The organism is Paenibacillus sp. WLX1005, from assembly GCF_046603685.1.
Classification (GTDB): Bacteria; Bacillota; Bacilli; order Paenibacillales; family Paenibacillaceae; genus Saccharibacillus.
Map to the genome: position 1 here is coordinate 1,914,632 of NZ_CP176756.1, position 12,356 is coordinate 1,926,987.

The following is a 12,356-nucleotide window of genomic DNA, read 5'->3' on the forward strand; positions in this document are numbered from 1 at the left end:
AGCACAAGCCTTCGAGTATTTCGTTTACAAGCTCTGCCCCGGTTCCTTTTACTGGTGGCAGAGTTTCTTGTTTATTGACTTCCCAGACGATGAATTTTCTGCTAATGTTAAAGATCGTGGGAACGATATGTATTGCTTCCTATGTAACTTAAAATTTTACAAAAATCTGCAAGAAAACCCGTCTCTTTTTGGCCCTAATGTGATATAAAGAATAAGGGGGATGTAGAAAGAGATACAGGTTCACGTTGAGATGCCGGAGACTGTAAATAAGGTATGCAAATGTTGAACAAGGTAAGGTGTGGGCGATGAATATGTACATGAAAACCGTCATATTGAACGGGGAAGACTTTGCAACGATTGAACAGCTACACAGCACATTGCGTCAGGTGTTGGAGCTACCAGATACGTATGGTGCCAATCTGGATGCATTGTGGGACAGCTTGACCGGTCAGATTCAGTTGCCATTGCAGATTGAGTGGCTTCATTATGATCTGAGTGAGGAACGGCTGGGCGATGATGCGCAGCAGGTATTGGGATTGATGGAAGAAGTGCAAGGAGAAGGCAATGGATTTCGCGTCTGGGTACAAAAGGGCGCTGTCGCTTTCTAACAGATGGTTGGTAGAGCAGACGATATACAATAATCCGCAGCAAGCGGACAGAATCTTTTACTTAATCAAAAAGCCGCACGGCAATCGTAGCATTCTATCAGGAGTGATCCCTGACAGGACGTTCGATGACCGGAGCGGCTTTTCTTCCATATGTTATTTACTATACATGTTGTATTACGTGCGATTGTCTGGATCATGAACCTATATGCGCATCGCTGTAATAGCAAGCAGCATTAAGCGTTACACATTATTGCGGTACATTCCCACCAGCGATCCGTCCACCGGAATTGCCAGTTGGATCGGTCTTCTCATCGTCCTCATCGGCATGAATAATCAAGGATGCACCGAGAATCGAAGAGGCACTATTCTTATCAAGACTGGCGCCCTCCAGCTTCATTTCGACTTTGGCGGTGCCATCAGCGGCAACCTCAAGATTACGGAAATCGCCCAGATGCGCGCCTTCTGGATTCAGATGTCCATGCTGGGAATCTGTCGGATTGAGATGAGAACCTGCCGTTTCAAAGTCATTGCCAGTGATGGGAGATTGGTGAACGTGGAATCCATGCTTGCCCGGTGGTAGATTGGAGACATCAATCTTCGCAAGTACACCATCGTCTTCCTGGGTCAGTGTAACTGTACCAATTGCGCTACCGGAACTGTTCTTCAGTTCTACAACTGGTTGTCCAATCGAAATAGTACCCTGCTGTCCTTCCCAGTATACATTTTGACTGATCAGATCGCCGACATGGCGTATAGGTACATACGTAGTTCCATTATAAATAAACGATTGTGGTACGTTGGTGCCATTATTGTTGTACTGTGCTGAGGATGTCTTCGCTTCGCCATTATGGTAGAAATGGATCGCTTCTGTATTCGGTGTCACATTCATATTCGATACATTTGTCGCAGCAAATGAAACTCCGGAGAAGAACACGGCTCCGCCTAGAAATGACAGGACAAGATGCTTTTTGCCTAATGATTTACCCATTATCGATTCCTCCTTGAATATGGAAAAGTAAAAGCATGACGGACATCCTACGACAACACGTAATAACGTGTTCCTAAAATTCAACAGCATATCAGCGATGCCAAGGCACAACCAACGTAAACATCACTCATTCAAACAGGGCATCTAACATAAGCATGCATTCATCGTTCAAACAGTAAGTATAGGTTCTGCTAATGATGTGAACATGATGCAAATGTTACTGTCAGACCATGCAGAACAAAAAAGTATGTCAATTTCTTTTACCCTTAAAATCATGCACATATACGTATATACATAAATAATTTTAAAAATATTGGTTTTATAGGTATTATTATGTAAATATTGATATCTATCATATAGCGGATCATATACGAGATAGCAGATCGTATATGAAACAATGAATGCTACTACAAAATAAAAACAATCATTACGCATATACTAGCTATTATATTTACATTCAGCTAACAATAAATTATCGCGACAGGTCATATTTATAAAATTTTACAAAATAAGATAAAATAATTAAAGATTTTTACAATTTTATGTGATATAACTGGTAAGTGGATGTTTTGCTACCTATAATCGGTTCAGAACGTTTAAGGTAGCGACGTTCAACAAATACTTGTTACATAGGAGGATGAAGAGGATGAAACGGTTTTGGTCTACAGCTTTATTGGCAATGATGTTGACGGTGGTGTTCTTCACCGGCTCCCAGATCACGCCGGCAGCACAAACGCAGAAAGCGTCCGCAGCCACATGTACGATCATCAACACATTTACCGGAGTAGCTAACTATCTGTCTGCTAACGGTAAACTGCCTTGCAACTACATCACCAAATCGCAAGCGACTGCCCTCGGTTGGGTATCGTCCAAAGGTAATCTGGCAGATGTAGCACCAGGCAAAAGTATCGGCGGCGACGTATTCACAAACCGCGAAGGCAGCCTGCCAACAGCAAGTGGACGCACATGGCGTGAAGCGGACATCAACTATACATCCGGCTTCCGCAATTCTGACCGTATTCTGTACTCTAGTGATGGCTTGATCTACAAAACGACAGACCATTACGAAACCTTCACTCGTTTGAAATAATACTCGCCGATTGCCACGATGAGCAATCACGAAACCACACCTTCAGCGCGATTCTGTACCTGTCTTCTTACCGGCGGACAGGCATAGAATCGCCTTGTTGTGGTATGGTAATAGATGCAGACCAAGCATCAAAGGAGGACATTCGATGAAGATCGTTACGATCAATGGAGAAGATTTTGCTACGCGCGAGGAACTACATGCACAATTCAAAGAAAAGCTGGAGCTGCCCGAATTTTACGGTGCGAATCTGGATGCATTATGGGATTGTCTGACGGGGATGATTGAATTGCCGCTGGAACTATATTGGGTGAATTATGCGGTCAGTGAACAACGGCTTGGAGAACAGGCACATCGTGTACGTTCTTTACTGGAAGAAGCAGAGGCAGAAGGCATTGGCTTTAAGGTTGTGGTTGAAAATGAAGTGGGCGCTTGATTACAGTAAGAGCCGTATTCGAACATATGATCATGGAAGTAAGTAGAGCGATCTTTTCCGAAATTGCGGGGAAAGGATCGTTTTATTTTGGAAAGTGAATATTTTATGGGGAACTATTTTGAGTGATGATGCAACAATAGTGGCTATACATATGTGTACTAGATAAGAGATATGTTTTTACTTGTATATAAAGGAGATTATGATCATGAATAAAAAATGGACATCCCTTATAATGACTTCTGTGTTGACGTTCTCTGTTGGAACCGGAGCAGCGATGGCAGCAAGCGAATCGCTCGTTACACAAAATATTCATTCCACTGCATCCGCCCACACTGTGAATCTGACGACAGTAGTACAAAACGATTCCCAGCCAATCAACGGCGCACAGGGGATTCAATTATTGGTGAACAAATTCCAGCTCAGTCTGGCAGCATTCCAATTCATCAAAGCACCTCAGGTCAGCGATTATTACAGCAAAGCCAAAAATGACGTGTGGTACTCCGATGCGCTCATCATCGCGGCGGTCAATGGACTGGATATACCGCGCACATTCGATCCCGCAGCCAAACTGACGCGTCAGCAGTTTATCGACTATACGGTGAAAGCGATGGAGAAACAGATCAATGTGACCAAGCTGTACATTCAGCCAAGTGAGCTGTCTGACTTTTCCAAAGCAGATCTGAAGAAACCTATCACGCGTGCTGAAGCTTTGCAAGTGATCGACAATGCGGCGAAGTATTATACACAGCATCCAGAGCTAGCAAGTCACTAAGATTCCAAGCTTGCATACGACTCAGTAGCATCTCATCTATACAAAAAAGCCGTTCCTGTGAGGGACGGCTTTTTTACAGCAATATCTTTTGATTGTAAACTGATCGTTGTGGTGTACATATAGTGATTCGCAATGGACGCAAACCTTGTATGCCTTTTAGGTATCTTCTATTCCTTCTAGATATATACTATTCTTTCGCGCTATACGAATGTGGATTAAGCAGCGGAAGCATCGCGTTCAATCGGTTTTTTGAGGAATAAGCCGTACGAGATGGCACCGAGTAGCAGGAGACCTGCTCCCAGCAAAAATACATTGTTGAAGCTACCAGTCGTATCAAGGATAAAGCCAGTGACAATGGGCGCTAGTGCCGCACCGAGAAAGCCGCCGAAGTTCTGAATGGCGCCGAGTGAAGCGACTTGTTCGCCGGGAGCAATGTCTGCTGCTAGTGTCCAGATTACGCCGGATGGCAATTGAGAAGCAAAGTAACCGATTGTGAGTAGCACAATACTAAGCACTGTATTATCGATAAATGGAATCGGCGCAACGGAAGCTGCTGCCAGAATTGCACCGCCGACGATCGGCACTTTGCGCGATGTAATCGGATTCACACCTTTGCGGATAAAATAGTCGGAAATGATGCCGCCGACAAGTACCCCGATAATACCAGCGATAAAGGGAATGGAAGCAATCCAGCCGGTTTCTTTGAGCGTAAAGCCCTGTTCTTTTTCCAGATAGCTAGGCAGCCAAGTGAGGTAGACCCAGATGGTGAACATAATGCCAAAGTTACCGATGATCATGAACCATGTACTTTTATGTTTGAATAGGGAAGACCAGCTGCTAGAAGCAGGCTGAGGTGCTGTTGATTGAGATGATAGTGCTTTGGCAGCTTCATCCTGTTCCGAAGATTCGTGATCGTCTGCATGGATGAATTGTTGCTCAGCAAACGTAGGATCGCGATAGACCTTGAGCCAGATGAGCATAAGCAGCAATCCAGCAATACCGACAACGATAAACATACCGCGCCAAGTCATCGTTAATAGCAACACAGTCAATAGCGGGGGAGCGATGGCATTGGCGATCTGCGATCCGGTATTAATGATGGATGTAGGCAAACCGCGTTCTTTTTTGGCAAACCAGCGTTCATTGGACTTTAATGCTGAAGTGAAAAAAGGCGATTCCGACACGCCAAGCAACATTCTCATAGCATATAACAGTGAGTACGAATTGACGAATGCGCTGATTATTGTGGCAACAGACCATAATCCCGAAGCCCATGTAAACATTTTGCGAGGACCAAAGCGATCCACCAGCCAACCCGCAGGCAGATTCGCAATCGCATATGGCCACAAAAACGCCGATAGCAGCAAACCCATCTGGGTGGAAGATAGTCCAAACTCTTGAGCAATCGTCGTATTAGCAACACTCAGGTTGGAGCGATCCAGATAGTTGATCACCGCTCCCAATAATAGCAACGATACGATGCCCCAGCGCAATTTTGGCTTAGAATGAATTGGCGCTTGCGGCTGTGATTGGTGTAGCGGTGGAGTCGAAGGGGTAGCCATTGTACAACACTCCTTACAGATTGATGAGTATTTGGATAGAACGTTAATGAGCAGGTACATCCATATCGAAATCATGGATATGTGAGCAATCATGAATATTTTAGAAGTCATGATTATCTTAGAAGTTATGAGCATTTTAGATAGCATTCGTATGTTACACATTGAAAGGTAAATTATGTTATAAAAACGTTGTTATATGAATATTAAAAATACTGTAAGATGGTATCTGATGTATCGTTTTTATGATGTATTCATGGATAAGATCAATTCATGACATCCGCATGTGTAGAAATGTTGACGTTTACAAAACTGCTGAGAGCAGAATAATATGCTACCGTCACAGACAGAATTCAACAGCTCGGATAGGCGGATAAACCGTCATATCGTCATACTCTGTAGCACGGAGCACATGGAATAACATATGCTCCGATACGTAGATAGAGTATACATGCATGTTTGAGTATCAAGACAGTATTCAGCTGATCTAGCTGGATCGGTTTGATACCTGATCAGCATATGATCGATCATTAGCGTGCGGCAGCGACAGCAGCTAGAAATTCCTGAGCGGCGGCAGTGACTTTGGTATAATCGCCGTCTTTTTGCGCAGCCTTCGTAATGTAACTACCGACACCAACGCCAATGCAGCCAGCTTGCAGCCATTCATGTACATTTTGCGGAGTTACGCCACCAGTTGGAGCGATAGGTGCCTGTGACAAGGGGGCAGTGACTGCTTTGACGTACTGTGGTCCAAGGGTTTCTGCCGGGAAGAGCTTCACGATATCGGCACCTGCTTCCAGCGTCTCTACAATTTCAGTTGGTGTATAAGCACCACTGATCGTCACTGCCTGATAGCGGTTGGCAATGCGGATCATATCTGGGTTGAGCTGCGGGCTAACCAGCAGTTCAGCACCAGCAAGTAATGCAGCACGAGCAGTTTCAGCATCCAGAATGGTGCCAGCGCCTACCAGCACATCGTCCTGTTTGTATTTGGTAGACAATGTGCGAATGATGCCGAGCGCATTCGGTACGCTCATCGTAATTTCCAATGCTTTGATACCGCCTTGGACGGCTGCATCGGCAACTGCCAGCGCTTCTTCTTCACTATCCAGACGAATGATTAACACAATGCCGGTATCGGCAATTTTTTTCAGATTATCTAGCTTTCTCCACATCTTCATATCCTCCAGTCGGTTATTCACCAGCTTGGTTTGCTGTTCAGGTGTAAGGGAAGTTCAATCGGCAAGATTGGTGTATAGCCGTTCTCCGCGATACCCTAGCTGATTGGACAACTTGAGTGCAGCATCTTTGACCAATTTTACAATCATCTGCTCACGTTCTTCATTCATGCCGGAATACATACTGGCAACGCTGATTGCCGCTACTGGTTGATTCCATTGATCATAAATGGCAGAAGCGATACAGTACATTTCCAGATTATCCTCACGATCATCGATGGAATATCCACGTTCACGAATAGCATGCAAATCCTGCAACAGATCAGGCAATGTTGTCTTGGAAAAGGCAGTACGGGCAGGTAGATCGCCATCGCCGAGCAGATAGGTTACACGATTGTCCGACATTGCCGCCAGTAGTGATTTGCCCAGACCGGTCGTATGAATATAACGCCGGGAACCAAGCTTGGCAGTCGGACGCATAACGGAATAACTTTCCGCTTTGTCCAGATAAACGACTTTGCCTTTATCCTCAATACCGAGGAACACGGTACTGCCTGTTTGCCGATTCAACTCTTGCAGCACGGGTCTTGCCAGATGAGGCACTCCCAGATTGGATACATAAGCCATTCCTGTTTCGAAAATACCCAACCCCAGACGATACGTTTTCAGGCGCGCATCATCCAACTCAATGAAACCTTTGTAGACCAAAGTCTGCACTAGCTCAAACGCACTGCTCTTCGGCAAGCCCAGCTCTTTGCAGATTTCATTTAACGTCAGGGGCGATTCGCTCTTGGATAGTAGCACAAGCAGATCAACGACCCGCTCAGCTGATTTGTTCACGCGAAATTTGTCCATAGTGGCTCCTTTGATGCACTATAAAGTTCGCATATGTGAACTTGTTTCGATATATCGAACTAACGCCCATTATAAAGACAACATTTTTGAAATTCAATGGCTTTGACCAAAAAAATAAATTTTATTTTGGATATGGAAAAAGCTATTGAAATGCAAATGAAAACGTTATACCCTAAACGTATATTGTTCGAAATATAGAACTTAGTTCGCATATGTGAACTATAATGCTCTTTTATGTGTAGTATGAATGGATCATGTGGTACATTTCGTTTTCTATATCGCTTATCGGTTTGCATTCTGTATGCGTGTTCATGATGGGATACAGCACCAAAGTGATCATTGTATCGTTATTTTATCATTAGTTGGAATTTTGCCCAATGCTTATTCAGTAGTGAAGGGAGTCATCTATTATGAAATCTACAGTTATCTTTTTGATCGGCTCTGCCGGATCGGGGAAATCAACGATTGGCAAATATATTGCACGTACATACGGGTGTACGTATCTGGATAAAGATATTGTATGTAATACATTTACGGGAGCGCTATTAGAGGCTAACGGCTATTCTGCTCATGATCGTGATGGATGCGATTATTATCGGGATGTGGTGATGCCGCTAGAATATCGCGCTTTGCTGGATATTGCGAATGATAATGTGCAGCTGGGGCATTCTGTTATACTGGATGCGCCATTTCTTGGTTATTTTGCAGAGCGGGAGTATGTACAAGAACTGGTGGAGCATTATGGATGGGATCAGTATGACGTTCGTACGCTAGTGCTGCGGGTAAAGGTAGATTTTGACGTATTACGTAAGCGTATGCAAGAACGGAATCTGGAGCGAGATCAGTGGAAGTTTGACCATTGGGATGAGTTTGTGCAAGGCATACAGCAGAAAGTTTGCTTATGGGATCAGGTAGAGATGATAGAGTTTGATAACAGCGGAGATGTGCTAGATGAGATCGGCTTGAAGCAGCAGCTTCAGCTACATCCTACTTCTTGTGATCAGCATATCGTTGGAGTCGATTGATAGGATGAGCGTTATGCAATATATCGTCTTCAATCCAGTCGTTGCCAGCAGTGACGACTGGATCATCTGAGCTGAAAATAATGCTCCATACTAGAAAGTAGCAGCGTTATAATGAAAGATAGTAGATGTGATCGCAACACCTATGGTATAGAAGCTGCTTCGCTTAGAATGCCTGTAGAAGTGCTATAGCAATTCGCCAGATGGCATTGTTAGAATCGTTATCTGTACTAATGCCCCAATCACCAAACTGTAAGAAATACGAAGAATGGTAATCTGAGGATTGCTTATGATTGTCAGCAGCATTAAGGTCATACTGTTCAGCGATTCGTTCTCGGTCGGACAGCTGGTTAGATGGACGAGTCTGTGTAGTGGCAACAAGCTGATCGTCAGGCTGTGTGGCGGCATGTGCAAGATTCGGTAACGTTACTACTACGGCGCTTATGTATAACGGCAATATCCATTTTGAGGCTGGGATCATAATAAGTATCCTCCTAAGCTAACTGTTTCTTTTATGTTAACGCTATACAATCGGAAAAGTTCTGTGTAGCATTGTTACATCATGTAATGTGCTGACGCTTGGCATGGATTGGACTTGTGAAATGGATGCAGACACTTGCGAAGGAGGCTTGGACGATGTCGGTGACTCCGATTGAAGTACATATTGTTCCGGCAACAGCGGAACATCAGGAATTTTTGTGGGAAATGCTATATTTATCACTTTATGCTGAGCCGGGACAGGAGCCATTTGCACGCGAGATCGTACATCAACCCGGCTTGTCCAAATATGTGGAGCATTGGGGAAGAACGGGAGATGCCGGATTTATTGCGTTGGTTCAAGAGGAGCATAGTACCGATATGCAGCCGATTGGAGCAGTGACTTCGCGTTTTTTTACAAATGATAATAAAAGCTACGGGTATGTCGCTGATGATATTCCTGAACTGTCGCTTGCGATTGTACCGGGTTATCGTGGGGCGCATATCGGAACTTCGTTAGTTTTTGCATTATTGGATGAGTTGCGGCGGCGCAAATATCCAGGTGTATCGCTCAGTGTGAGTCCCGGCAATCCGGCGCTGCGCCTGTACGAACGATTTGGCTTTCGCGAAGTAGGTGTGGAAGGCACTTCGCTAACGATGTTGTTACGCTGGGACGGATAAATGTATAAGCTACGTTTACTATATAGTATATGAGTGACAGGTATACATGGATACTTTGCAACACAACTGCCGGACAGGATGTAACAATGAGGCTTGCTGCGGTATACTTTACTATAGACAGACTATACAGCAGACAGGAGAACTTATGTCCAGAAAAGCGTTATCCAGTATTCTTTTCATTATTGTGGCAGTTGTGGCAGTGTTGTTTGGTGCGAATGAGTGGATGGGGCAGTCCAGTACACCGAGTAGTGAAGCGACATCAGGTTCAGCAACGTCGTCCAATACTGCATCGTCCACTACAACGTCCACGCCCTCGACATCATCCTCATCGACAGACAAGCAAGCAGCAACTAACTGCACGATCATCAATACGTTTGACGGAGTGGCGAATTATTTGCGTCAGTATGATGGTCAGTTGCCCTGCAATTATGTGACCAAAAAGCAAGCGGAGCAGTTAGGTTGGCAATCGTCCAAAGGTAATCTGGCAACCGTAGCACCGGGTAAAAGTATTGGTGGCGATACGTTCAGTAATCGCGAAGGATTGTTACCCAAAGCATCCGGTCGCAAATGGCACGAGGCAGATATCAACTATACATCAGGCTTCCGTGGTGCAGATCGCATTCTCTATTCGACCGATGGGCTGATTTACAAAACGACCGATCATTATGAGTCTTTTCAACAGGTAAAATAGATGTGATCTGAGGGAATAGCAGATACTACAATATAAAAATGAGATACGGAGAAGCATCATGATGAATCTAACGTTGGAACAATCAATCCAATACGCTGCTGAGCTACGTAGCAGTGGGCAGGCAGAGCAAGCGAAGACAGCATTGGAGCAGCTATTACAGCAATATCCACAGCAACCGGATGTGCTATATCAGTTGGCATGGACTTGCGACAATCTAGGGTTAGAGCGTCAGGCGGTGCCGTATTATGAGCAGGCACTACAACATGGTCTGACCGGTGAGGATCGTCCAGATGCGATGCTTGGATTGGGCAGTACATATCGCACATTGGGACGATATGAAGATTCACAGCAGCTATTAGAACAAGCCATTGCACAGTATCCCGAGCGGCGGGAATTGCAGGTCTTTTATGCGATGACATTGTACAATCTGGACAAATCGGCTGATGCGATCGGTATTCTGCTGGAACAATTGGCAGCGACTACTTCCGATGCAGGCATTGCCCAATATGGCAAAGCGCTGCGCTTTTACGCGGATAAGCTAGATCAAGTGTGGGACTAACACGTATACACACTCTGCAAAATGTACGAATATAAATGTACGAATATAATAGAAAGCCAGTCATCCGGAACGATTGTTACGATGACTGGCTTTTATTTGCGTTGAGACGAATATAGTCCAACTGCGGCGACTGCAAAGGAGCCTTTTCAAAACGAAGATCATAATAATGATCCAACTGAATGATCTGAATAATGTCACCTGTTGTATGCACTGCCTGTGTCTTGTCGCCAAGTTGAATAATAATTCCTTTATCGTTCACGCCAATCACCTGATATGTACCTTCTACGGTTTGAATGCCACTGCGGTATACAAAGGTTGCAGCAATGATAACGATAACAGTCAGGGCGATGATCTGTAGTATGCGCTTTTTCACAAAAGTCACCTCGGTCTGGATTGCCTGCTTTTGTTCCAACATACCAGAGTGAGCAGGGGATTGCATCCGTCCGCAGGCTGAATCAGTCATTTACCTAAGGTTGATCGAGGATGTAGAATACGTGTATACACTGTAGATTCCAGATATTTGAAACTTATAATCCAGCAGATGCGTCTGAACATTGGAATAGCAGACTACATAGTATGATCCATTTGCTAATTAACGGAAAGGAGCAACCAATCATGAAACAGAATTTGTATGACAACCCGGAATTTTTTGAGTATTACAGTAAGATGCGCGATTCAGGCATTACGTATAATGAATTTGTGGAGCAACCGGCATTGCGTTCATTGCTGCCATCGTTGGAAGGGAAAATAGTGCTGGATCTGGGCTGTGGCTCCGGGCAATTGGCTGTTTATTTGCTGGAGCAGGGTGCTGCACATATTACGGGTACGGATATATCTGCCAGTATGCTAGGGCGCGCACCACAACATGAGCAGATTACGTATATGCAGGCACCGATGGAAGAATTGGATTTCCCGGGAAATTCTTTTGATGTAATCGTTAGTTCCTTGGCACTGCATTATATAGAACAGTACGAACCACTCATGCACAAGATTGCCTACTGGCTGAAGGATGGCGGTAAGATTGTATTCTCGACTGAGCATCCCATCGTAACCGCCAAGCTGGATAAAGACGGCTGGATCAAGAATGAGCAGGGAGAGCGGCTATATTATGCGGTGGATCATTACAGTCAGCAGGGTATTCGATATTCACACTGGGTAGTGGATGGGGTCATTACGTATCATCGGACGATGGCTACGCTGATCAATGGAGTAATCCAGAGCGGATTGCGCTTGGATGCAGTGTTGGAACCAGAGCCGATTCCAGAAGGCTTAGAGAACATGCCTCAGCTGATCCACGAGCTGCGCAAACCGTCATTTGTAGTCATTGCAGCAAGCAAGGAATCGTAACTAAGATGCAGAGCCAATTGTTGCATATCACAAAATCAATTTTTACAATGAGCGTGATGCGTAGAGATTGAGATTTGCTATCATTATATAAATAGA

Annotated in this window: 14 protein-coding genes and 1 pseudogene; 9 read left to right on the plus strand and 6 right to left on the minus strand. The window is 44.6% G+C overall.

The features are described 5' to 3' along the window. Positions 1–305 precede the first annotated feature (305 nt). The gene (locus ACE3MZ_RS08285; protein ID WP_411345970.1) at positions 306–608 is read left to right on the plus strand and encodes a barstar family protein; all 303 of its coding nucleotides are present in this window, start codon (positions 306–308) and stop codon (positions 606–608) included. 247 nt (positions 609–855) lie between these two features. Here the strand turns inward: ACE3MZ_RS08285 and ACE3MZ_RS08290 are convergent, their stop codons facing one another. After that, positions 856–1,596: a superoxide dismutase family protein gene (locus tag ACE3MZ_RS08290; protein WP_411345971.1), complete on the minus strand. Its 741-nt coding sequence runs from the start codon at positions 1,594–1,596 to the stop codon at positions 856–858. Positions 1,597–2,356: 760 nt separating this feature from the next. On the opposite strand from ACE3MZ_RS08290, the pseudogene ACE3MZ_RS08295 reads away from it, so the two are divergent. The 3 genes and pseudogenes from ACE3MZ_RS08295 to ACE3MZ_RS08305 form a co-directional block, all read left to right on the plus strand. Beyond that, positions 2,357–2,686: pseudogene (locus ACE3MZ_RS08295) on the plus strand (ribonuclease); the annotation flags it as partial. A 145-nt stretch (positions 2,687–2,831) separates the two neighbouring features. Beyond that, positions 2,832–3,119, plus strand: coding sequence for a barstar family protein (locus tag ACE3MZ_RS08300; protein WP_411345972.1), 288 nt, complete (start codon positions 2,832–2,834; stop codon positions 3,117–3,119). Positions 3,120–3,324: 205 nt separating this feature from the next. After that, positions 3,325–3,891, plus strand: coding sequence for an S-layer homology domain-containing protein (locus tag ACE3MZ_RS08305; RefSeq protein ID WP_411345973.1), 567 nt, complete (start codon positions 3,325–3,327; stop codon positions 3,889–3,891). A 215-nt stretch (positions 3,892–4,106) separates the two neighbouring features. On the opposite strand, the gene ACE3MZ_RS08310 is transcribed toward ACE3MZ_RS08305, so the two are convergent. The 3 genes from ACE3MZ_RS08310 to ACE3MZ_RS08320 all read right to left on the minus strand — a co-directional run bounded on the left by ACE3MZ_RS08310 (position 4,107) and on the right by ACE3MZ_RS08320 (position 7,483). Further along, a complete protein-coding gene (locus ACE3MZ_RS08310; protein WP_411345974.1) occupies positions 4,107–5,453 on the minus strand; it encodes an MFS transporter in 1,347 nt (448 codons plus the stop codon). A gap of 527 nt (positions 5,454–5,980) precedes the next feature. Next, positions 5,981–6,625 carry a bifunctional 2-keto-4-hydroxyglutarate aldolase/2-keto-3-deoxy-6-phosphogluconate aldolase gene (locus ACE3MZ_RS08315; RefSeq protein WP_411345975.1) on the minus strand — a complete coding sequence of 215 codons (645 nt, stop codon included), beginning with the start codon at positions 6,623–6,625 and terminating at the stop codon, positions 5,981–5,983. 60 nt (positions 6,626–6,685) lie between these two features. Then, positions 6,686–7,483, minus strand: a complete 798-nt coding sequence (locus tag ACE3MZ_RS08320; protein ID WP_411345976.1) for an IclR family transcriptional regulator — start codon at positions 7,481–7,483, stop codon at positions 6,686–6,688. 410 nt (positions 7,484–7,893) lie between these two features. Between ACE3MZ_RS08320 and ACE3MZ_RS08325 the strand changes: the two genes are divergently transcribed. Beyond that, a complete protein-coding gene (locus ACE3MZ_RS08325) occupies positions 7,894–8,508 on the plus strand; it encodes an AAA family ATPase (RefSeq protein WP_411345977.1) in 615 nt (204 codons plus the stop codon). A 163-nt stretch (positions 8,509–8,671) separates the two neighbouring features. Here the strand turns inward: ACE3MZ_RS08325 and ACE3MZ_RS08330 are convergent, their stop codons facing one another. Beyond that, on the minus strand, positions 8,672–8,986 hold the full coding sequence (locus tag ACE3MZ_RS08330) for a hypothetical protein (RefSeq protein WP_411345978.1): 315 nt from the start codon (positions 8,984–8,986) through the stop codon (positions 8,672–8,674). 155 nt (positions 8,987–9,141) lie between these two features. On the opposite strand from ACE3MZ_RS08330, the gene ACE3MZ_RS08335 reads away from it, so the two are divergent. The 3 genes from ACE3MZ_RS08335 to ACE3MZ_RS08345 all read left to right on the plus strand — a co-directional run bounded on the left by ACE3MZ_RS08335 (position 9,142) and on the right by ACE3MZ_RS08345 (position 10,913). After that, positions 9,142–9,663: a GNAT family N-acetyltransferase gene (locus ACE3MZ_RS08335; RefSeq protein ID WP_411345979.1), complete on the plus strand. Its 522-nt coding sequence runs from the start codon at positions 9,142–9,144 to the stop codon at positions 9,661–9,663. Between the two features lie 145 nt (positions 9,664–9,808). After that, positions 9,809–10,354: a ribonuclease gene (locus tag ACE3MZ_RS08340; protein WP_411345980.1), complete on the plus strand. Its 546-nt coding sequence runs from the start codon at positions 9,809–9,811 to the stop codon at positions 10,352–10,354. 58 nt (positions 10,355–10,412) lie between these two features. Then, a complete protein-coding gene (locus tag ACE3MZ_RS08345; protein ID WP_411345981.1) occupies positions 10,413–10,913 on the plus strand; it encodes a tetratricopeptide repeat protein in 501 nt (166 codons plus the stop codon). A 76-nt stretch (positions 10,914–10,989) separates the two neighbouring features. On the opposite strand, the gene ACE3MZ_RS08350 is transcribed toward ACE3MZ_RS08345, so the two are convergent. Next, entirely contained in the window at positions 10,990–11,376 is a 387-nt protein-coding gene (locus tag ACE3MZ_RS08350) for a hypothetical protein (RefSeq protein WP_411345982.1), read from the minus strand. Positions 11,377–11,528: 152 nt separating this feature from the next. Between ACE3MZ_RS08350 and ACE3MZ_RS08355 the strand changes: the two genes are divergently transcribed. Then, on the plus strand, positions 11,529–12,260 hold the full coding sequence (locus ACE3MZ_RS08355; protein WP_411345983.1) for a class I SAM-dependent methyltransferase: 732 nt from the start codon (positions 11,529–11,531) through the stop codon (positions 12,258–12,260). Positions 12,261–12,356: the final 96 nt, after the last annotated feature.

Excerpts from the sequence above, each read along its gene's own strand:
- ACE3MZ_RS08310 (WP_411345974.1), bottom strand. The coding sequence starts at position 5,453 with ATGGCTACCCCTTCGACTCCACCGCTACACCAATCACAGCCGCAAGCG.
- ACE3MZ_RS08300 (WP_411345972.1), top strand. The coding sequence starts at position 2,832 with ATGAAGATCGTTACGATCAATGGAGAAGATTTTGCTACGCGCGAGGAA.
- ACE3MZ_RS08350 (WP_411345982.1), bottom strand. The coding sequence starts at position 11,376 with ATGACTGATTCAGCCTGCGGACGGATGCAATCCCCTGCTCACTCTGGT.
- ACE3MZ_RS08285 (WP_411345970.1), top strand. The coding sequence starts at position 306 with ATGAATATGTACATGAAAACCGTCATATTGAACGGGGAAGACTTTGCA.
- ACE3MZ_RS08330 (WP_411345978.1), bottom strand. The coding sequence starts at position 8,986 with ATGATCCCAGCCTCAAAATGGATATTGCCGTTATACATAAGCGCCGTA.
- ACE3MZ_RS08320 (WP_411345976.1), bottom strand. The coding sequence starts at position 7,483 with ATGGACAAATTTCGCGTGAACAAATCAGCTGAGCGGGTCGTTGATCTG.
- ACE3MZ_RS08345 (WP_411345981.1), top strand. The coding sequence starts at position 10,413 with ATGATGAATCTAACGTTGGAACAATCAATCCAATACGCTGCTGAGCTA.
- ACE3MZ_RS08340 (WP_411345980.1), top strand. The coding sequence starts at position 9,809 with ATGTCCAGAAAAGCGTTATCCAGTATTCTTTTCATTATTGTGGCAGTT.
- ACE3MZ_RS08355 (WP_411345983.1), top strand. The coding sequence starts at position 11,529 with ATGAAACAGAATTTGTATGACAACCCGGAATTTTTTGAGTATTACAGT.
- ACE3MZ_RS08325 (WP_411345977.1), top strand. The coding sequence starts at position 7,894 with ATGAAATCTACAGTTATCTTTTTGATCGGCTCTGCCGGATCGGGGAAA.
- ACE3MZ_RS08290 (WP_411345971.1), bottom strand. The coding sequence starts at position 1,596 with ATGGGTAAATCATTAGGCAAAAAGCATCTTGTCCTGTCATTTCTAGGC.
- ACE3MZ_RS08305 (WP_411345973.1), top strand. The coding sequence starts at position 3,325 with ATGAATAAAAAATGGACATCCCTTATAATGACTTCTGTGTTGACGTTC.
- ACE3MZ_RS08335 (WP_411345979.1), top strand. The coding sequence starts at position 9,142 with ATGTCGGTGACTCCGATTGAAGTACATATTGTTCCGGCAACAGCGGAA.
- ACE3MZ_RS08315 (WP_411345975.1), bottom strand. The coding sequence starts at position 6,625 with ATGTGGAGAAAGCTAGATAATCTGAAAAAAATTGCCGATACCGGCATT.